Origin of the sequence: Pseudomonas sp. Sample_22, assembly GCF_004307635.1 — a bacterium.
GTDB lineage: Bacteria > Pseudomonadota > Gammaproteobacteria > Pseudomonadales > Pseudomonadaceae > Aquipseudomonas.
The window spans coordinates 151,974-172,648 of the sequence record NZ_RCNY01000056.1 but is presented as its reverse complement, the minus strand read 5'-3'; the positions used below and the strand labels follow the sequence as shown (position 1 = coordinate 172,648).

General features: G+C 52.7%; 11 protein-coding genes and 2 pseudogenes. 4 read left to right on the top strand and 9 right to left on the bottom strand.

Annotation, left to right across the window (positions count from 1 at the left end; translation table 11 throughout):
- Positions 1-489: 489 nt before the first annotated feature.
- The 9 genes and pseudogenes from D8U73_RS14730 to D8U73_RS14690 form a co-directional block, all read right to left on the bottom strand.
- A complete protein-coding gene (locus D8U73_RS14730) occupies positions 490-3,162 on the bottom strand; it encodes a hypothetical protein (RefSeq protein WP_130904891.1) in 2,673 nt (890 codons plus the stop codon).
- Between the two features lie 4 nt (positions 3,163-3,166).
- Complete coding sequence (locus D8U73_RS14725) at positions 3,167-4,729, bottom strand: site-specific integrase (RefSeq protein ID WP_130904890.1); 1,563 nt, start codon at positions 4,727-4,729, stop codon at positions 3,167-3,169.
- Between the two features lie 10 nt (positions 4,730-4,739).
- Complete coding sequence (locus tag D8U73_RS14720) at positions 4,740-5,963, bottom strand: integrase (RefSeq protein ID WP_130904889.1); 1,224 nt, start codon at positions 5,961-5,963, stop codon at positions 4,740-4,742.
- A gap of 206 nt (positions 5,964-6,169) precedes the next feature.
- Positions 6,170-6,265: pseudogene (locus D8U73_RS14715) on the bottom strand (HU family DNA-binding protein); the annotation flags it as partial.
- Positions 6,266-6,692: 427 nt separating this feature from the next.
- On the bottom strand, positions 6,693-7,292 hold the full coding sequence (locus tag D8U73_RS14710) for a hypothetical protein (protein WP_130904888.1): 600 nt from the start codon (positions 7,290-7,292) through the stop codon (positions 6,693-6,695).
- A 383-nt stretch (positions 7,293-7,675) separates the two neighbouring features.
- Positions 7,676-8,884 (bottom strand): hypothetical protein, encoded by a 1,209-nt coding sequence (locus D8U73_RS14705; protein ID WP_130904887.1) that lies wholly within the window; start codon positions 8,882-8,884, stop codon positions 7,676-7,678.
- 488 nt (positions 8,885-9,372) lie between these two features.
- Positions 9,373-10,545: pseudogene (locus D8U73_RS14700) on the bottom strand (IS3 family transposase).
- Between the two features lie 1,138 nt (positions 10,546-11,683).
- Positions 11,684-12,946, bottom strand: a complete 1,263-nt coding sequence (locus tag D8U73_RS14695) for a site-specific integrase (RefSeq protein WP_130904886.1) — start codon at positions 12,944-12,946, stop codon at positions 11,684-11,686.
- Positions 12,947-13,099: 153 nt separating this feature from the next.
- Positions 13,100-14,014 carry a LysR family transcriptional regulator gene (locus D8U73_RS14690; protein ID WP_130904885.1) on the bottom strand — a complete coding sequence of 305 codons (915 nt, stop codon included), beginning with the start codon at positions 14,012-14,014 and terminating at the stop codon, positions 13,100-13,102.
- Positions 14,015-14,283: 269 nt separating this feature from the next.
- Here D8U73_RS14690 and D8U73_RS14685 point away from each other — a divergent pair, with 269 nt between their 5' ends.
- The 4 genes from D8U73_RS14685 to pgm all read left to right on the top strand — a co-directional run bounded on the left by D8U73_RS14685 (position 14,284) and on the right by pgm (position 20,573).
- On the top strand, positions 14,284-15,306 hold the full coding sequence (locus D8U73_RS14685) for a zinc-dependent alcohol dehydrogenase family protein (RefSeq protein ID WP_056855393.1): 1,023 nt from the start codon (positions 14,284-14,286) through the stop codon (positions 15,304-15,306).
- Positions 15,307-15,867: 561 nt separating this feature from the next.
- Positions 15,868-17,346 carry a hypothetical protein gene (locus tag D8U73_RS14680; RefSeq protein WP_130904884.1) on the top strand — a complete coding sequence of 493 codons (1,479 nt, stop codon included), beginning with the start codon at positions 15,868-15,870 and terminating at the stop codon, positions 17,344-17,346.
- A gap of 37 nt (positions 17,347-17,383) precedes the next feature.
- Positions 17,384-18,784: a PLP-dependent aminotransferase family protein gene (locus tag D8U73_RS14675; RefSeq protein WP_130904883.1), complete on the top strand. Its 1,401-nt coding sequence runs from the start codon at positions 17,384-17,386 to the stop codon at positions 18,782-18,784.
- A 142-nt stretch (positions 18,785-18,926) separates the two neighbouring features.
- Entirely contained in the window at positions 18,927-20,573 is a 1,647-nt protein-coding gene (gene pgm / locus D8U73_RS14670; protein ID WP_056855390.1) for a phosphoglucomutase (alpha-D-glucose-1,6-bisphosphate-dependent), read from the top strand.
- The last annotated feature ends 102 nt before the right edge of the window (positions 20,574-20,675 follow it).

Sequence of the window (20,675 nt, the reverse complement as noted above, 5' to 3'; positions counted from 1 at the left end):
AAGTGATTGAGCAGCATAAACGCCTGCTTCCATTGCTCTTGCGTAGTGGCCATTCTCCGGTTCCTCTTTACCAGTGAAAGAACACCGTCATCCGGTGTCGCGCCTTGCTAGGAAAGTCTGGCCTTAGTCAATCGTATGGCGAGCAGCACTAAGGCGCTCACTACTCTGGATGACCGCCAGACCCACCTGACGATTACCTACTTAAGCTGGGTTTGCGGCAATATTCAAATTACACTATCGCTGTGCGGCGACGGAGTCTTGCTCGTCATGCCGACTCAACAGCAGCACACCGTCCTGCCTCCAGATACGAATCAATCAAAACGAACCATCTTATGGCATGGTGGTGCCAGGCAGGGCTGGCGACCAGACAAGCTTCATCAATATGGCCCAGACGTTAGCGTGATGATCTTCTAAGAATCATAACGTCCCGGCGACCTCCTCAGGAGCCGACGCGAGGGAGAGGGGACTGACTCTGATCTTTTGAAAGCGCTACGCACTGTCCAAGGGTGGTGTTCCACATTGAAAAGCGCAATCATCGGGTTTGGAGCCTTGAGCTCGAAACGGTTGAAAGTCTTGGACCTGTGCGGCTTGGGCGGTGGTCATGATCAATTGGGCGCGCTCAAGGATGGCAGTGGCATTTCTGAACAGCGTCATTTGATGCTCAATGTGCATCTCGACCGATTCAGCTGGCACGTCTGGCCGATTTAACACTTCAAACAACCGTGCCAGCTCCTGCTCAGCTTTGTCACGTTCGTTGGTGATGTTCTGGCGCTGAATCGGATCATGCAGGTCAAATACAAACTCCCGGCAACCTAACCCTGCATTTCCCGTTAGGCATTTGAGGTGGTACTCGCAGGGCTTCAAGTTGATGTCCCTTACGCAGAACCCCAAAGGGCTGTAATGAGCCGTCTGCAAGGTGAGGTTCAACTGGGCCTGGATATCTTTCAAGGAAAGTTCACTGCGTTTCCAGGACTGTAGCTGCTCAGGCAACGAGCCAAGAAAGCGGGTATGTTCACCCAGCATCAGTTCACCTACTTTCTGAGCTCGTTCCCGTGCGGTTTGATGGTCGTAATGAGCGCCTTGAGGCTGGGTTCGGCCCATCCATTTATTGACGATGCTCGCAGCTAACCCAGCACGAAACAATGAATTGGTTTGCCAATGTCGTCCTTTATGGGTTTGAAAGGATTGGATGACCTCATCCTCCACCGCCACCCCATAACGGGAAAAAGCCGAACCCCGTGCAAGCCCCTGATCGCTCGGTTTGAGGGCATAAAGCACCGCACCGTAGGACAGCACGCAGGGAATATAAGCCTGGTAGGTGCCGCCCAAACTACTGGGAACCACAAATAGATAATCGGAGACTTTTTGCGAAATACGAAAAGTGCTGGAGCTGATAGCTAATCCTTCCGACAGCACTTCCTTGACCATTTCAGCGATCAATTCCGTTTGAAGGCGGGTATTCAGGGCCACAAAATCCTGCGAAATAGCTTGGGTGATGCTGTGGTATTCTAATAAGTAACCTGTACCGTGTGCGTACTTCAGGCCTGTCATCGACGCACTTTTACGGAAAAAGGTTACAGGGGCAGCATTCAACCGAAGGTAGGAGAAAAATCCTTTTTTAGAACCATTGTGAATCATGGTCATCGATTTCTGACCAAACCACTCTGGATAGAGCTGTTGCGCATCCAGCAGGGGTAACAAGTGGCGATAATCAAATCCTCCCCCCACTACGTGCTTAATGGCCGCGACCGCCTCGTCGTAACCACAATAAATGATTGCTCGACCGCAACTTACGGTCTCCCCAAAAAAAGCCAGCCATTCGACCCGATTTAAGGCTTTCGAGCGCAACCCTTGAAAAGCGCTGGACTTCACCTGCCGGCTGCAAGGAGGCTGCCCATGAATAATTTGGAACACCTCTTCGTAGGTGAATCTGTGGGTACGCCACGTAATCATTTCGTTAAGGCGGCGCTTGATATCGGCACCGACTAAGTAATGGGTATGTTTAAAACGCCCGACCGGGGTAGACCTCACGTCAAAACCTGAGCGACGATAGAAAGCCAACAACGAGTCCACGCCGACTGCCGTGGATGCGAAGGGCAAATATTGCGTCAATTGATGAAGCTCAATTTGTGCTTCATCCGCCAGGGGCTTGAGGAGTTTGAGACAGGTTTGGGCGCGAGTCGCGTTAGCGGCGGACAATGCCGCCAACTGTTCAAGCGCGACCTGTATGTCGGTGTCTATTTGTGCCACACGACGGTCAAATCGCTTCGCCAATACTGTAGCAAGGGTGCCATTTTCAATCTCACTGGCTCGTTCGCGCCAAAGGCTGCAGATTGCGTCAATCCTGCGCACGGCATCTTGAATAACCGGGCGCCAAATTTGTGGGATATAACGCGCCATAGGAGCCGCGCCTTTCTCAGTCCAAACGTTACAAAAAAGTTGTCCGTTGCGCTCAACCAAGCAGTTCTTGGGAAGGCGTAACACTTCACCTATCCGCAATCCCAAACCAAACTGAAAAACTTGCGTTAAGATCGCCAGTCGATCAAGTTGTGCTCGAATACTCTGGTCTGGCGAGTGATCCAGGGCCCATTTTAGTTGGATGATCGCGCCGATCAATGGCGGCAGAGGAAGCTTTTCTTCTGCCGCAATTCGACCGTAGCGATCTGTTCGCTGGAACTGCGCGCCAACTCGGATGGTGGCAATCGGCTGTGTTAAAAGCTGGTGCGATGCCATAAAGGCCATGAGTCGATTTAGATCATTGCACAGCCCTTCGCCGTGGGCATAAGACGTCCTGATATGATTAAGAGTCCGATCATAGGCGTCCTGATCGATCATAATCAGACTTCGAACATCGACTTTGATGAGCATCTTGAAGGCTGCGGCCAGGCTTTTGACGCGCGTCGCTCCCAATGCTTTGTTTCTCTGGCGAGCATTCCATAACAAGGTGGTTACAAAAACTTTATTTAAGGTCGCCAATTCCGGCACCAAGCCTGGTACGGTAAGGTAAATTCGCACTTTACCCTGATACAGCCAGTACAAATCATCCCAGTGCGAAGTCGGAAATAACTTCAATTGCTCGAACCGCGCCTGAGCTTCCTCAGCCAGCCGGCTTAGGCGCTGTTGCCGCTGCGTCTGCATATGCTGTTGCTCACCAATAAGCATGGCATCACTCCTCCTGCTTGTGAATTAATGTCACGCAGTGGCCTTGTGCGTAGGCAATTGCCGCCTGACAGCCGGCAATTGAGGGCTCAAAGGCACTGACCACCGTGGCCGTTGACACCGACAACAGCTGCGCTTGGCGTTGGGTCAGTTGCTCCAGAGCCATGCGATGCGCGTGAACATCTTTGTTGGGACAAAAGCGCTTACAGGCGTAACACGCCACCGCGGGCTCATCAAAACATGCCGAATCGGTGGCACATTGGCCGATGGCAGTGAAACTGCGCGGCTCGTAGATGGGCCGCGCATAGAGATTGCCCTTTAGATCCTCCGTCCTCATCCACGCGGCCGTAAAGTGTCGCTGCTCAACGCGGCTTTGGGTTGCCTGCTCCAATACTTCCCACATTTCCTGAGTGAACCGAAAGTAATGTTTGATGCACAGTGTGTTGCTATGGTCCAGCAGGTCCGCTACCTCCTCGGGTGAACACCCGGACATCACCGCCTGCGTGCCAATGGTGTAGCGAAAACGGTAAGGGTGTAGGTTGAAGTGTCGCCCCGTTCGGGGCGACAGCGGGAAATGAATCTGAGCGTAACTCAGCATGCTTCTTAACAACGAAGCTCTTCGGTGGTAAGCGTAAGCTTGCTTATTATCAGCGGCAAAGTAATCGCCTGATCGTCGAAGTTCTTCACGCCACAGCACGCTACCGTGCGCATTACGCACGCGCTCCAAACGCAGCGGCTGCGTGGCCATGAAAAGTGGAAGTTCCTGTAAGGGGATGTCTTGAGCAACGAGCTCTACCGAGGCGATCACTTGGTCGATCAATGTAGCCGTGCGTTCACTCAGAATACGCGCACTGAATTGCGTCCGGCGGTGTTGCGCGCCGTTTTTTACCCGGGGTACATTGAGGTAACGCACGCCCGTTTGAGGATCCGTTAAAAAGTCTTGACGTTTTAAAAGGGATAGCTGAATAGGTCGCAAACCATGACTCAAACACAAGTCGACTAACAGCCGTAAGGGCAAGGAATGGCGTGTATTATCCACCTCGGCAGAAAGTACACTGACTTCTTCTCGAGTGAACGGGCCATGTTCTTCATCCATCAAGAATAAGGCGGAATAAGCATTGGGTCTGCGGAAATAGCCGTGCAATTGCGTGATATTTTCGTAACCTTCCGCGCTCAGCAGCTCATACTCGTGTAACAACAGAAAATTTGCGAATTCCTTAGCGCAGGCGATCCAATGCATTTTTCTAGAGGAATCCGCTTGTACCGCGAGTTTAGTTAATACGTGTTCAACAGTGATCCCTGCATTGACCTGGGACACGAAGCGTTGCAAAAACCAGAATTTCTCCAGCAACGTCGCTGCATGATAACGCTGCACGATATATTGCACATAACAGATGAGAATCTCTTTTAAGTCATCCGCCAGCTGATTGAAGCCGTCCGTTTTAAGATAAACAAACTGCGTGGTGTCATCAGGAACAATAATGACCGGCTTGAAATCGCCATCAGGGGTAAACAATTCGACGTCATAACCCAAGCGGCTTCTCACCGGAAGGAAGCGCGACACCTTCACGACGCTACTCCTATTCAACACCCGCTTTGAACGCGTGGAAGGCCTGCTGCTGAATGAGCACTTGCGATGCTCTGACTTTGCGTTGAATGGAGCCTTTGGCGTATCGCTCCGGCATCTGACTATTGCGAACCCATCCACCGGCCGCTTCTTGAATCGGCGACTTCAGTAATGTACGGCTCAGCGGGCTCTGGTCTTTAAACTTAAGATCAAGCGCGGTATCGAGCAGGTCATGGAATGTATTGCGCAAGCGGTGCGGACTGAGAAGTCCTTTGAATTCAGGGTGTTTCCGTGTCAATTCATTAAGAATGGCATTTGGTGTCTGCAGCGATAAAGGTAAGCCGTCTCGATATGAAATAAATAAGTAACTGGTGGATTTCCACCCGGTAAACAGCACCCTGACCTGAGTAATATAATATTCAATCAAGTTCGCTAGATCTTCATGCAGCTCAATTTGTCGACCCAGAGTTTTCACCGAGGGCACTTCGCTGCGGGGGTAATCTGCAACCGGACCAACCTTAAAAATATCGTAATATTTACGATGCCCGGATAATTGAAAGTGATTAAGTTTTAATAGCAGCGTTTCGCCTTTGCGATTGCCACCCAGCATAAGCAGGAGCAATAATGCACAATTACGCCAACGCACTTTGCTGGTTTTCCAAGGGTTAAGCTTATTGCTTGGCGAGGGATCAATGATGCTGATAAATTTCGCCTGTAACGCTGGCGCAAGACCTATCTTATCTTGCCGGTCCGATTTGTAAGGAGACTTGGCGTATAAGTCAAAGCCGGCTTTCATTCGTTGATATCGCAACAATGCAGACTGCAGAGCTGCGCAATCCGCTTGAAGATTGTCTTGATAAAACGACCATAGGTAATGGATAAATGCCATAGCACCGCGCATGCGAGCTGCATACCACGCAGCGTTAACGGGCACTCCGGTTGAGCGAGTACAACAACAAAAGGAAGAGAATGCTTCGATTTCGCCGATTTTTAGTGGCTTTTGATCCGCGATGCGCTGGATTAACTCAATCGCATTGATTTCGCAAAATCGGTAAAGATGTAGGATGACAGTTTGATCTGCCTTAATGGAATTGATCCTCAATCCATTCTCGAAGCGTTGCAAAGCGTACGCCCCAGCAAACAGATCAATCTGACCATTGATCGCCACCAACTTAAGCTTAATGCCTCCCACCTTCGTAAATTGCACGGTGGTTAGCGCGTAAGCGGACATTGACATTTGCCCACCCCATGTGTCGCTGTAAAAAATTTACGGTAGCAGACGCCATGAAGGTCAGCAAAAAATGAAACAAAACCGCGACACACAAAATTATTTGGGCGGGACCACAAAAAATGTAACGTCAAAAAACCAGGATCAAGACTGTCGGCCAAAACCCCCCTCAGGGAGAGGGGGTGCTGCGACTTATCCATAGAAAATGAAACATGCTACTTATTATTACAGATATCTTTCAACGACTTGCCTGGCTTGAACGCAACGGTGTTGCTGGCCTTGATCTTGACCGGTTCACCGGTTTGCGGGTTATTTGGGGCGTTATTGATAATTCCAACTGGGTGCAAAAAATTTTATTTTTCTACGCTGAGCAACTTGTAACTGATCTAGCCGTTAATGAGTCACCGTGAACCGGGGGGGGGCGGGAAATTATGTTTGGCCAAAAAATTTAGCGACGTATCGCGAATAGCCCGCTAAAAGGGAAGAGTGTAAAACGGTGGGAAAACAATCGCGACGTTTGCAATAGAAAAAATATTGCATAAAGAATGTGGCGAAACTCTGTTTAAATATTTACGTACGAGCAGGGTGACGAGTGTCAGGATAAAACCATCCTGGTCTCGCTGAGCGATTAATCGCGGAGGGGTACGAAAAGTGCAAGTGCTATAAAATACATTAATCTCCCAGCTGTCGCGGATGCGACAGCTGGGAAGGAAACGTGTATAACAATACACCTACATGCTAAATTCGATGAATGTCCCGCATTAGGATTTCCGCCTCGTACCTGTATGCAGCGTCCCTACGCTTAATAGATGTGTAGATATTTAAAAGCGGCCATGGCGATAATGGAAAAAAAACGAACAGTAGAATGAAGAACGCTATCGCATTGTTTCTAATGGATAATTTTCTGCGCTGCTCTAAGTCCGTTTTTAAAACTTCCAATCTGCTCGGCTGCAAGGGGATCAAATATCGCAACTCCGCTATTAACATGGAAATTTCACATTTTTTCTTAGATGTTAAACGGTGTCCGTTTTCGATGATCTTTATTTCTTCGCTGATTCGAGAGGAGATAATCATAAACTCAGGTACGTTCGAGAGCGGATCTGTGGCAGTAAGCGCTGCGACGAGATTTATATCTTTAATTGCGTGAGGGTAAATATTGTTGGCGATTAAATAGCGTTCAATTAGTTCTCGAGTTGCGTTTTTTACACCAGTTAGAAAAGTGACGCTGTCGATGGCTTGCAAATTTTCGACCATATTATGGCAATGTTGGGAATCATGGGGCTGCGAGCTGCTAATAGTTTTTCGAAAACCGGAGTCCATATGAGCCTTCGTATGCACGATGCTAGGTCCATTCCTAGCTATCGCATTATTAATGGGCAGCCAGGCCATGGCTGTAGGGGGTTTCTCAAAATACTAAAAAACGCGCAGAGAATATTACATAATAACGCGGGACAAATTGCCAACGCGGCGAGCCTCTTCAAGAACTAGCGCCCTAAAAAATTGTGCTCCGAAAAAATGACATGGAACTATGCGGGTTATGTTCGATATTATGGTGCATAAATAGATTATGGTGTTGTGCATGTATCTACACCTGTCTCGGACCAAATTTACCCGGATTTATCGCGCTCTCCAAAAAGTGACAGCCATGCTATTGCAGTCTTTAATAAAAAATATTATGCCAGAATTTGGCGCGATAAAGGAGTTCAATGATAGATAAGAGATTACGCAGAATGCATGCTCTTAGGAAGTTGAAGCCATTCACGCCAGCGATCGATACATTGATTTATATCGTCGCCATTGGTATCAAATATTTTTTTGAGGTTAAATGCGCTTGTGCATTTTTGCCAGTCTATTGTTTCTCTGCAAGTGTGACCTTCCGGAAGTACGGTTCCTAAAAAATACAATAAAGCCATGGCATTGGAGACGTTCGGGTCGAATTCAAAAGGCGATTTGCCGCCGTGAGATAACCAGTTCTCAAGTTTGATAACCTGCGCTTCGGCCGCCGCTTCTGCAAACATCGTCAGCGGTTGGCAGTTGCCCAATGATATTGAGGGGTTAATAATACCTTCCACAACGCATACTAAAGTGATTGTATCACCTGTGCGCAACGCTTCGACCGCTCTCTCTGCAGGCTTGGAGAGCTCGCTGACTATGTTTGTCGACTCGTTAGCGCTTTGCAGTCCGATTAATACAGTATCAGTCGGCGTCGCGCTAATAGAAATGACTTCACCTGTTATAATGATCGTTTTGTTTTTTAGTTTTCTATTGGCCATAACCTGGTTTGAATTGTAGATATGAGACAGCTCTAAGCTATTTAACGGCTTACCAATAGCCTTTGGCGCAAACTCTGGGATAAGGCTAGCGACTCCACTCAATGTTGCAGTAATGTCTTCGGCTAGTATGTTTTTTGTAAAATTTAATGCTTGTTTGCTGATGACCTCTGGTGGAATAGTGGCGGCTGCATGCAAGGCGGAGTCACGGGGCGACTCGCCAATAATGTTGTAGGGAAAGTGATATGTATGGATATGATTCACCAGGCCGAGTCCTGCTATAAGGGCGAAAACACTGCAGGAATAAAATCTTAGTTTAAATTTCTGTGCTTGAAATTTGGTTGCGTTAAATATGGCATCATTGGCGAGTGAGGGAGTTATGCCCGCCATTAGATTGATCGCCGAGCTATCACTTGCAATGCTTATCTTGTAACCATTCTTCAGAAGCTCGTTGATATAAAGCTTGTTATACGAAAGCCAGTAGATGATAAATAACAGGCCTAGCGACAGCGGGCCAAAAACGGCAAGAATTAACGCATTTGTCCAATCCTTTCTGATTAAAGCGGGAAAGAAACCGAAAAAAAGAGTGGTCCAGGAAAGCCCAATAGGGGCATCTTTGAATTCCCCTGTAAGTTCGTTTTGCATCGTTAATTTTGCCATTGGTAATGCCTTGTATTAAGCGCAAGCCGATCGATTCGGTTTTGTTAATTTATGCGCCCGTGTGCGCCATGTCTGTAGTCAAATCCTGATTTTCGGATTCACTGAAATGGTGGTCATTCGAATGAAAAAGTTTTAAAGGTGAAGGCTGGTGTGGTGGGTCTTGATAGTGGCAGACACTTACTTTCAATATTAAAATTTGAAAATGTATAAGTTTTAAGATAAATCACCCGAGCGACTGCTTTAACGGTCGATAAGGCGTGATAAATCACAATGTCAGGATAAGCGAGTTTGTATATGATTGCTGTACGGGTTACATTCGATAGGCGTCAGGCGCAATTGTTGAGCTTGTCTATGTATTATGCACGACGTGTATTAGCTGTAAGCCGGGAGATATCAGTGATACTGATTGTTGCGAGGAGATAAAGTCGAATGCGGGATGAATTCGTTTTAAGACGCTCATCTCGGTTGATTCGTTGAACTCATTATGGTCAGTTTGAATGCAACAATGTAGGGCAACTAATCCCGGAGACCACGTTAAGTTTTTCTCGGCCCGAGCTAGCGCCAGCCCGCCGTTGAATTAATGGGGTCGAACCCAGTTGTACCAATACATCAAGCTGGGCTTCTTGAGCTGTTCTGTAACCCGTGGTCGGTATCCATTCCGTGTTCAAGCTGCGGAAAACACGCTCCATTGGCGCATTGTCCCAGCAATTCCCCCCGGCGACTCATGCTCTGGCGCCAGCGATTACGCCGCAATCGCTTGCGAAATAAACGACTCGCATACTGCGACCCTTGATCCGAGTGAAACAGCAGGCTCTGCGGTCTTCCTAGTTGCTCGTCAGTCATTTCAAGCGCCTTGATAGCTAGATACGGCGTCCGGCTTTTCCGACAAAGCCCAGCCCACCACCCGGCGCGTGCAAAGATCCAGCACGACCGCCAGGCAGTGCCATTTCCCTTCAGCCCAGATTTAGGTGATATCGTCGCACCACACCTGGTTGGGTGCCGGAACATCGAGCTCCCTATTCTAGATGTTCGGGATATCGAGTCGCTCTACCGTCGCTCGTTTGCAGGCGTGTGAACCGGGTTGTTTGCTGACTAAATCAAGCTCGCGCATCAAGCTGCGCACTTTGAACAGACCGAGCGTCTCACCGTCTTCAAACATCAGCGACAAGATGCTGCGGCTGCCGGCAGCGCTACGACTTTGCGTGAACAACTCGCTCACCCGGCTGCGCAGCCGAAGCCGTTCGACATCTGGCGTGCGGCGTCTAAGGCGCTGGGCGTAGTAGCACGAATGAGCGACTTCTCAAGCACATTGCACAGCCAATCAACCGGCTCATGGAAGCTCACATGATGGCTCAGCGCGTACGCTCGTGATCTTCCGACATCAAGAGCGCGGTAGCCTTTTTAAGTATCGATTTTTCCCGTTCAAGGCGGGCAATTCGAGCTTCCAGCTCCAGGATTTTCTGTTGTTCCGGGGTCAATACTTTGCTCTGCGGTGTGACGCCTTGGCGCTCCTGCTGAACCTCATCAACCCATCGGCGTAGGGCCGACTCGCCAATACCGAGCGAATGGCTGGCTTTGATGTAGCTGTAGTTTTGTTTGAGCACGAGGTCGGCAGCCTCGCGTTTGAATTCAGCAGGAAAGGAACGGCGTTGCTTGGTCATCTAACACCTCGATCTGGCGAGCACTCTCGCCTAAATGGGTGTCGCTTCATTAGACCACTACAATAAAGAATCGTACGCTGCGGGATCCATAGTGCTAAGTCGTCTTCATCCCGAGAAAACAGGCGTAAGGTATGCGCAAGAACGACGTCCGAAAAGCTATGCTCTGGGGGCAAGACATTGGATAACTCACTCATTCCCGAAGTATTCAAGTCGTCATCGGGATATAGTACGTTAAATTTCAAGCTTCAAAAAAATACCCACAGCTCTGGGGGAGAGATGTGGGCAAAAAAACACACAGGGAGTGAAAGATCGCGTACCTCGACACAGCGTATGTGCCTTCCTTTGGTCGGTGTACGCGGGCTTTCAATGTAAATTCAATAGAATGTAGCGACCGCTGTATGTAGGGAAAGTCTTCACTTTGCATATTTCTGCGCAACGGAAGAGATACTAGGTTGTTTTTTGGGGCTGAGCGTGGACTTTACTAGCAGGCGCCCCCGCCCACCTGATATGAAAGAACTTGATGCTGCATGAACCGCGATAGATTCGCGATCGTTGGTGCTACCTTGAAAGCTGGGTCAAGATTGCCAGTAACGCCTGCCGTATCAATTAAATGATGGGCGCGCAACATTGGTCGCGTCGAGCGCAGATCGGCCAAGGGTGTAATCGCACACAGCGGTTGTTGCTTCGGAAGGGTGGGCTTCGCCTGGTTGGAGGGACGAATAGAATGCACGAACTGCGCATTGGCGCAATGCCTATAGGCGGAAATCTCGGGTTGGTATCACGATGCTTAACACGGCTGGAATTTTTGGCTACCCTTCGAGTAGAGTTAGAGGCGCGATGTCCGTTGGCGTTTTTTTCGCTCATAATTTAGCCAATTGCACATCCCGCAGCTACATCAATTGTGCATTCAAATTCGATGGAGCCGCAGTCGCCGATGCTCGTTTTGGTCGCAGAATTGCAAATGACCATGGTAATAAGTGAGTTTCGCAAGGTTAGTTGCAACCGAACAGTTCAGTAGAGGTTGCGAGATTAACCAGTATTGATAGCAAGCCAAGCAGCAAGCGTCGCCTCTGAAAGCGCTCAGGTAGCAGCAGATTCAGTCGTTTAAAAACCCTGGCTTGGAGGGGCGCTGATATGGTTAACTTACCGCAAGCGATGCGTCGATACGTAGCCGATCTAAATAGTCCGCCCATTGTTGAGCCGCCTCCCGGCGTTGTCTTAACAATTGCGCCCGTGCATACACTGCGCCCAGAGCCCCTGGCATACGGTGGGATAAGGACAGCTCCAACACGATCGGATCAATGTCCAAGTGCTCGTGGGCAATGGTTCGGAAGGTGGCGCGAAAGCCGTGCGCGGTAATTTTGTATTCCGGCCAGATGCGCTGAAACGATTTGAGCATAGATGTCGGATTAATTGGATTACCTGGGTGAACAGGCGAGCCAAATACCCAACCGTAGCCTTCTTCATCCACCACACTGCTCTCGCGCTGTCCGCGAAGTAAGGCCAATGCTTGCTCCGGCAACGGCACAATGTGCTTGGCCCGATTGAGATGCTTAGTTTTGCTAACCACGTAACGCCAGTCGGCGCCTACCAGGTCGACGTCTTCCCAGCGCATGTTAGCTAATTCTCCGGGACGTACCGGCAGAAGGACCAGCAGCCGCATAGCTGTAGTGACGATGCCATCACAACAGTCGTCCAGGCGCAGCAAAAACCGGCCCAGGTCAGCCGGACGTTCGATGGCAGGGTTGCTGACCACCATGTGGCGGATCTTCAGTTCTTCTGTGTTGCTAAGTGCTACGTTGCGTTCCACCCAGCCTCGTCCTTCGGCAAAACCCAGCACCGCGCGGATAATGGTACGCACGCGCGCCGCCATGGCCATGGTGCGCTTGCGGCGTAGTTCGGTAATGATCGGGGTGATGTGTTCTAGCTTTACCTCGCTAACCGGTCTGTGGCCGATGGACGGGAAAATATGATTGTCGAGCGCACCACGAAAACCAGAAAGAGATTTAGACACCAATTGCGCGGACTTGAACTCCAACCATTGTTCGGCCACAAACCTGAACGTCCGCATCTCGCTGAGACGCTGCGCCGCAATCTTGGCGGTTTTGGTCTGGAGGGGCGCAATATGATTAGCCACGTCGCGTCGCGCTGCCCTGGCGATATCACGAGCTTCTTTGAGTCCAATGTCAGGGTAGCGGCCGACGGCAAACAAGTTCTCCTTACCGTGCAGGCGGTACTTTAATCGCCAATACTTGGAAGGGGGTTTGGCTGTCTTTAGCGACGTTCTTACCTGCAGGAATAGGCCCGGAACTTCGCCGTCCGCGTACTTGCCCGATTGGTCTACCGCTCGGACGAATGTATCGGTAAGTTTGCGTCGAAAAGCGGCCGGGTCTGATGCCATTCTGGGGGTACCGTTTTTTCTTTGGGGTAAAATTTATTTTTAATATACCCCCAAGGCTCCAGGAAACTAGTGGAATTCGACGGACGGCAATGGACAGCTTGTTCTCCTAATTACATGTTTAATAAGATTTATTTGGACTTTTATGGAAAACGCTTAAAGACTATTGGGGTCCCCGAAAAACATCTGAATCCGCGATCGCAACCAGCGCTCACCCGGATCATTATCCTGTGACCCGCGCCACGCCATATGCAATTCAAAGCTGCGCACCGGCAACGGCGGTTCCTCCGCACGTACACCACCCGCGGCCGTGAGGGCTTCTGCCGTGTAGTCCGGAACGGTGGCGACGATGTCAGTCCCGCTCAGCAGCGTGCTCAACCCGTTGAACTGCGGCACCGCGAGCACGACATGGCGCTTGCGTCCCAGTTTTTCCAGCTCTTCATCGATAAAGCCGCTGAGGTCGCCGGCGAATGACACCAGAGCATGAGGCCGCGCGCAGAAGTCATCCAGGCTCAAGGGGCCCGGCACGGTATCGGCACGCAGCAGCTTGGGCGAACTGCGGCGCAGGACTTTACGCTTGGCATTCGCCGGCAAGTCGGTGGTGTAGCTGACGCCAATGGAGATTTCGCCGGAGGCCAACAATCCCGGCATCAGGATGTAATTGACCCGCCGGACCACCAGCACAATCCCCGGAGATTCGGCCCGCAGGCGCTTGAGCAGCATCGGCAGCAGGGCAAACTCGACATCGTCGGAAAGACCGATGCGGAACACCGCAGTGCTGGTGGCCGGGTCAAACTCGGCGGCTCGGCTGACGGCGGTGGAAATGGAATCCAGCGCCGGGGAAAGCAGGGCGAAGATCTCCACGGCCCGGGCAGACGGCTCCATGCTGCGGCCAGTGCGCACAAACAACGGATCATCGAACAACCCACGCAAGCGCGAAAGCGCCGCACTGATGGCTGGCTGACCAAGGAAAAGCTTCTCCGCAGCACGGGTCACGCTGCGCTCGTGCATCAGGGTTTCGAATACGATCAACAGGTTGAGGTCGACACGACGCAGGTCATTACGATTCATCTGGAGTCCAGGCAGAGTCAGTAAACTTGACGTGGGCGGCCATATGAGAACAATGGCCAGCAGGAATATTACGGGGAAAGGCTGGTACTCTGCACCGAGTAATTCAGTTTTCCTACAAAGGCTGCTTCAGTTTCTTACGACATTTGACGATGTTGCCGCTGATGCGGAATCAATGACAAGCATGTCGACTATTAATAGCCACAGATAGTGTTGGGTTGAAAGCCCAGCTAGAGTTCATGGCATTAGAGGTTCATTTGGCGAGGTTTGCGATGTCCCGCACGATCCGGTTTCACAAATTTGGTCCAGCCGAGGTGCTCAAATGCGAAGAGCATGCGGCCGCTCTGCCTGCACCGGGTGAAGTGCAGGTGCGCGTCGAGGCCATTGGCATCAGTTGGTACGACACACTCTGGCGGCAAAACCTGGCGTCTTCCCGTGCTCAATTGCCTGCCGGCCTTGGCCAGGAAATGGCCGGTGTCGTCACGGCTGTCGGTGAGGGTGTCGATGATCTGGCCGTGGGTGACAAGGTCGCCAGTTTCCCGGCTCAAAGCCCGAACGATTACCCGGTCTACGGCGAATTGATTGTGCTGCCACGCACGTCGCTGACCCGCTACCCGGACGTGCTCAGCCCGATTGAAGCCAGCGTGCATTACACGCCTTTATTGATTGCCTACTTTGCCTACTCGGATCTGGCACGGGTCAAACCCGGGCAGTTTGCCCTGGTCACTGACGCCAGCCATTGCGCAGGCCCTTCGTTTGTCCAGTTGGGCAAGGCCTTGGGTGTGCGGGTGATCGCGGCCACCAAGTCGGCGGATGAACGTGAATACCTGCTGTCGTTGGGCGCCGAGAAAGTGATTGTCACCGAGGAAGAAGATCTGCTGATGCGGATCAACAAAATCACTGACAATCGCGGCGTGGATGTGGTGTTCGATGGTCTGGGCGGCCCACAGATGTCACTGCTTGGCGACGTTCTTGCGCCACGTGGCAGCCTGGTTCTGTACGGCCTGCAAGGCGGGAACCAGACACCATTCCCGGCTTGCGCAGCGTTTCAGAAAAATATTCAGTTCTTCGTGCACTGTATCGGTAACTTCACCGGCAAGCCGGAACTGGGCATCATCCAGGATCAGGTTGCACTGCAACGGGCCTTGCGTGACATCAACCAGTTGACCGCCGACCGCGTGGTGCTGCCGCTCAAGACTCGGGTCTTTCCGTTTGCCGAGTTTGTCGAGGCTCACCGCTACATGGACGAATGCCCCTGCCGGGAAAGGGTTGCGCTCCAGGTCGAGCCAGCCTGATCCACTCAAAGAGTCCGTGCCTTCACGGACTCTTCGCTTTCAGTACTTTCCTACATGAGACCTTCCATTGATCTGTCAGTGGAGCAGTTCAGCAACTGAACTGGTTTTTGCTCTCAATCTGTAGCTTCTAATCAGCATCTAAGCCCTGATAATTGAATGATTACTTTCATCTCAAGGAATGAGCTATGAGCCGGTATCAGGCTGATACTTTTCAATGTGCACTGCTGATAAATATTCAACCATTAACGATCGTCTCGGTAGTTGCTGGAAATTTATTGGCTACTTCTTTCTTTATTTCCTGTGTTAAATGTCTGTGGGACTCTGTCGGATATTTCCTAGGACGTCGAAAGGCATGGAGTGAGCCCCCGTTAATACGGGCTCCACGGCTGATCGACAGGATGCAAGGCCTGCGCAGCCTCCGATGCACTCAAATGTCGACATGAACATTTAAGTGCTAGCATTTACCAATATAACCAGTATCCAAACCCTGTTCAGGCCAACCTCCTGCGCCGCGTCCTGCTGTGTGCGCGATATTGAACTACGAGTATCAGGTACATATAGATGACCAACATCCATGAACAAGCCATGAGCAATGTCTATCAACAAGTGCTGCAACGATTGCTGAGTTTCTTTTCCCGGGCCGAACGCACGGCATTGCAGTTGTTGATTCAACGCCTGGGCGTGGCCGCCGGCGGCATGGAGCAGATCGGTGACTTCAAAGTATTGGCCATTCAAACCGGCTCCCGTGACAGTTGCTACTCCCTGGCATTGCTGCGGGCCGCACAGCTGACCATCGCCAGTCGAGCGCCGGCAACGTTCCAGTTGCGCGTGGCAACCCTGCGCCTTGGCAGTTCCAGCGAGGCAGCCCTGGAAAACATTCATCGCAGCTACAGCGCCTTGTTCGTCTACGACGACCCACGGGTTGAAGTCCTGATGGTGGATAGCCGCGAGGTTGTAGCGTTCGATCCCGTGGCCCCGTTGTCTGCGGCAGGCCGTGAGTCCGAACGCACCAACCTGCTGATGATCGGGCACGTGCGGCCCATGGACGGGCCGCTTGACCTGTGGGACAACGGCTACCTGGCCACCGGCGAGTTCTGCGGGCAAATCACCCGTTGGAGCCATGGCGTCGACGCCCTGATCAGCCACGATACGCCGCGCCAACAGAGGCGATTTATCGAAGGCCTGAAACGGGCTGCCACCAAGGCCGGCCACGATATGTCCAGGCATCCCGAGCCGGGCTATGAGGGATTGTTCCGGCTGCTCGACGACCTGGGCGCTCAAGGCTACCAACGGTTTTACTCGCAACCGGGTTATCAACCCTGGCGTCCCGCAGAGGATTTTGAAATCTGCCGCCGCGCGACATTGATTGATATTCACGATTTGCTGGTCAGCAATCTGGAAGAACGATGGCCGCTGCTTACCGAATTTCTCGGATTCCAGGCGGACGAACTGGCGGCTCACCTCTGTGACAATGACTACAGCAGTCTCCCGGTTTGCGCCCACGTGCGCGGGTTGGATGCCTGCTTCGTGCAAGGTCGTACCTATGAAGAGGGGATTGGCGAATACCTGCAACGGGCGTTGGTGATGATGCGCCGTAAACAACTGCCGGAACGCTTGTGCGAACAGGCGATGGAAACCTTTGGCCGGCCAGTGACACTGGCAGAGCAGCGGACAAGGACTGCAACCGAATTGCAACGAAGCCTGGGTTTGAATGAAGCCCAGTTGGTGTGCCTCTTGTTTGCGCCTTTTGTCGACAACGGCGCAACACTCGAGCGATTCCTGCGCCAGTGCCACCCAGGCATGATGGTGGCATTGCCTGATCTGCATCGGGCCATGCAGGGGCAACAAGTTGCCGACCAGATCAAGCAATGGCTCACCGACGTCAGTGGTCTGCCGGTGAATCTCGTCTGCGACCTTTATCGCATGAAGTCGGTGGCGGTACTGGAGGGCAGGGTAGCCGAACCGGTGATCGGCGATGCGGTTGCTGATCCGGTCGACTATCACTCATCCGTGCCGGGTGAGTCGTCCGCCGGTGGTTGAAGGTGTGCCGTCATTGCCAGGCCCGCGGTCCTTGTCCATGAAAGGACCGCGTACTACCGACTTTGCCTATCAGGCGGTATATCGATACCTGACCCACCTCATCGGCGAAACAGCCAATGATGCGCGGGTTCGCCTGCCTTCATTGCGGCAACTGGCAGTGCGGCTGAATGTGTCGATCTCGACCATTCAGTACGCCTACGCGCTACTGGAAAAGGAAGGCCGGGTGTACTCAGAGGCCAAGTCAGGATATTTCGCGCAGCCGGTGCCTGCTGCGAATACGCTCTACAGCGGGAATGACTTGCTCGAAAGCGTTTACGTCAACGCCCGCCGTCCAGGCATGCTGGTACTGAGTACAGACGATCCGGCAATGCTGCAGCCCATAGACAGTCCGTTGCTGCTGCTGGAAAGAGAGTTGCTTCGTCAGTATCCGCGCCAGCCGCAAGCACACTCGCAACCCTGCGGCGAACTGGAGTTGCGCATGGCATTGGCTGCGCGCTACACCACTTCGCCGGTGCGGTGCTGGCACGCTGAAGATGTCTACATCGGGGCGGACCTTCGTGGTGTGCTGGAAATCCTGATCGTCGTGCTGGGCCTCAAGGAGGCAACGGTGGTGGTCGAATCACCGTGTGACTGGGGGATTCTGCGGTTGTTGGATGCGGCAGGCGTCCGGGTCATCGAGTGGCCGGTGATGACCGACGGCGGGCTGAATCATGACCTTCTCAAGACACTGCTGGAAACTGAACCGGTGTGCCTGGTGATGCTTTCGTCCGGCATGAATACGCCCAGTGGCAGCCAGGCGTCCGAGGGCAACCGTGAGGCCATTGCGCAGTTATTGAAGCAGCATGACTGTTGGGTGTTGGAGAACGACTGCTACGGTGAGCTCGAATTCGAACCCGGCGGCCCGCGATTTCGCGAGTGGCTGGCCCCGGAACGTCTGATCGTATTTTCTACTTTCGAAAAAATAATGGGGCCGGAAGCGCCCTTTGGTTATCTACTTTCGCGCCATTTGCGCGTGGAGCTGCAACGCCATTTCCTGCTGCGCGCTTTCCGCCTGTCCGCGATTCGCCAGAAAGCCATTGCCCGCTTGTACAGCAACGGACGCATCGACCAACACCTGCAATTGCTGCGGCGTCGGCTCAAGGACGGCAAGGTGCAGATGATTCAGTTATTGCAAGAACGCTTGGCCGATGCCCTGCATTTCGTCGAGCCACAAGGAGGTGCAACGATCTGGGTGCGTCCGTTACGGCAGGTCAACGTGCGCCGGGTATTCCAGCGCCTGCTCAAGCAACATGTGGTCATAGCGCCGGGAGAACTGTTCAGCCTCCAGGGGTTACATGCACAGCATCTGCGATTGAGTCATAGCGTGGTTGCTGAACAGGATCTGGCGAACGCCTTGGGTCTGCTGGCGGATGCGCTGCGAATGGAGTCGATCGAATGAACGCAACACCCTGTCTGGCGCAATGCTCGACTTTTATAACACTGAGCTCGATCCAGCACGGGATCGATAACGTCGCGCGACGGTCAAACTGCCAGTAAACTGCGTTCCAATTCCTGAACCACTCTATTCCAGAGGTTTTTGCATGACACTCAGTCAATATGCGGGCAAACCGGCACCGGCAGAATTGTTGGTCGATATCCCGCGACTGGTTACGGCGTATTACACCGGCCAGCCAGATGCCGCCATTTCGACCCAACGCGTGGCTTTTGGCACGTCCGGGCACCGAGGCAGCTCCTTCGACCTGAGTTTCAACGAATGGCACGTTCTGGCCATCAGCCAGGCAATCTGTCTGTATCGCGAGGCGCAAGGCATCGACGGCCCGCTGTTCGTCGGTATCGACACCCATGCGCTGTCCACTCCAGCAGGCGCCAGCGCCCTGGAAGTGCTGGCGGCCAACGGTGTGACGGTTATGATTGCCGAAGGCGACGAATACACCCCGACGCCGGCGATTTCCCACGCGATTCTTTGCTACAACCGTGGACGCACCTCGGGCCTGGCTGACGGCATCGTCATCACCCCGTCGCATAACCCGCCGCAAAGCGGGGGTTACAAATACAACCCCACCAACGGTGGCCCAGCCGATACCCACATCACCAAGTGGATCGAAGCCAAAGCCAACGAACTGCTGGGCAACAAGCTCGCCGGGGTCAAGCGCATCAGTTACGAGCAAGCGCTGAAGGCCAGCACCACCCATCGCCACGATTATGTGAACACCTACGTTGCCGACCTGATCAACGTCATCGATTTCGATGCGATCCGTGATGCCAAACTGCGCCTGGGTGTCGATCCGCTGGGCGGAGCAGGGGTGCGCTACTGGTCGGCGATTGCCGAGCATTACCGCCTGGACCTGGACGTGGTGAACAAACAGGTTGATCCGACGTTCCGCTTCATGACCGTCGACTGGGACGGCCAAATTCGCATGGACCCATCGTCCACGCATGCCATGCAAGGCCTTATCGGCCTCAAGGAGCGCTTCGACGTGGCATTCGCCTGCGACCCGGATCACGACCGTCATGGCATTGTTACGCCGTCCGGTGGCTTGCTGGCGCCGAACAATTATTTGGCGGTGTCCATTGATTATCTGTTCCAGAACCGGCCGCAATGGCGCGCCGACGCTGCCGTCGGCAAAACAGTGGTCAGCAGCGGGTTGATCGATCGTGTGGCCAAGCGTCTGGGGCGTCGCCTGTACGAAGTGCCAGTCGGCTTCAAGTGGTTTGCCGATGGCTTGTTCGATGGTTCGCTGGGCTTCGGTGGTGAAGAAAGCGCCGGAGCATCGTTCCTGCGCAAGGACGGTGGCGTCTGGAGTACCGACAAGGACGGGCTGATCCCGGCATTGTTGGCCGCTGAAATGACCGCCCGCACCGGTCGCGACCCGAGCCAGGCCTATCGAGCCTTGACCGATGAACTGGGAGAACCTTTCTCCGTGCGGGTCGACGCCAAGGCCAACCCGGAGCAAAAAGCTTTGCTGAGCAAGCTGTCGCCGACACAGGTGACCTCCACCGAGTTGGCGGGCGAGCCCATCCAGAGCATTCTCAGCCATGCGCCCGGTAACGACCAGGCGATTGGCGGCTTGAAGGTCATGACCGAGAACGGTTGGTTCGCTGCGCGTCCGTCGGGTACCGAAGACATCTACAAAATCTATGCGGAAAGCTTTGTCAGCGACGACCATCTCAAGCAGTTGGTGGCCGAAGCGCAGACGTTGGTGGATGGCGCTATTTCCACGAAGTAAGTGATGGGCGTTGGTGGCGAGGGAGCAAGCTCCCTCGCCACAAATTGATAGACGGCCTATAGAAAAGGGGTGACCGTTCTGGCCACCCCTTTTTTGTACGTC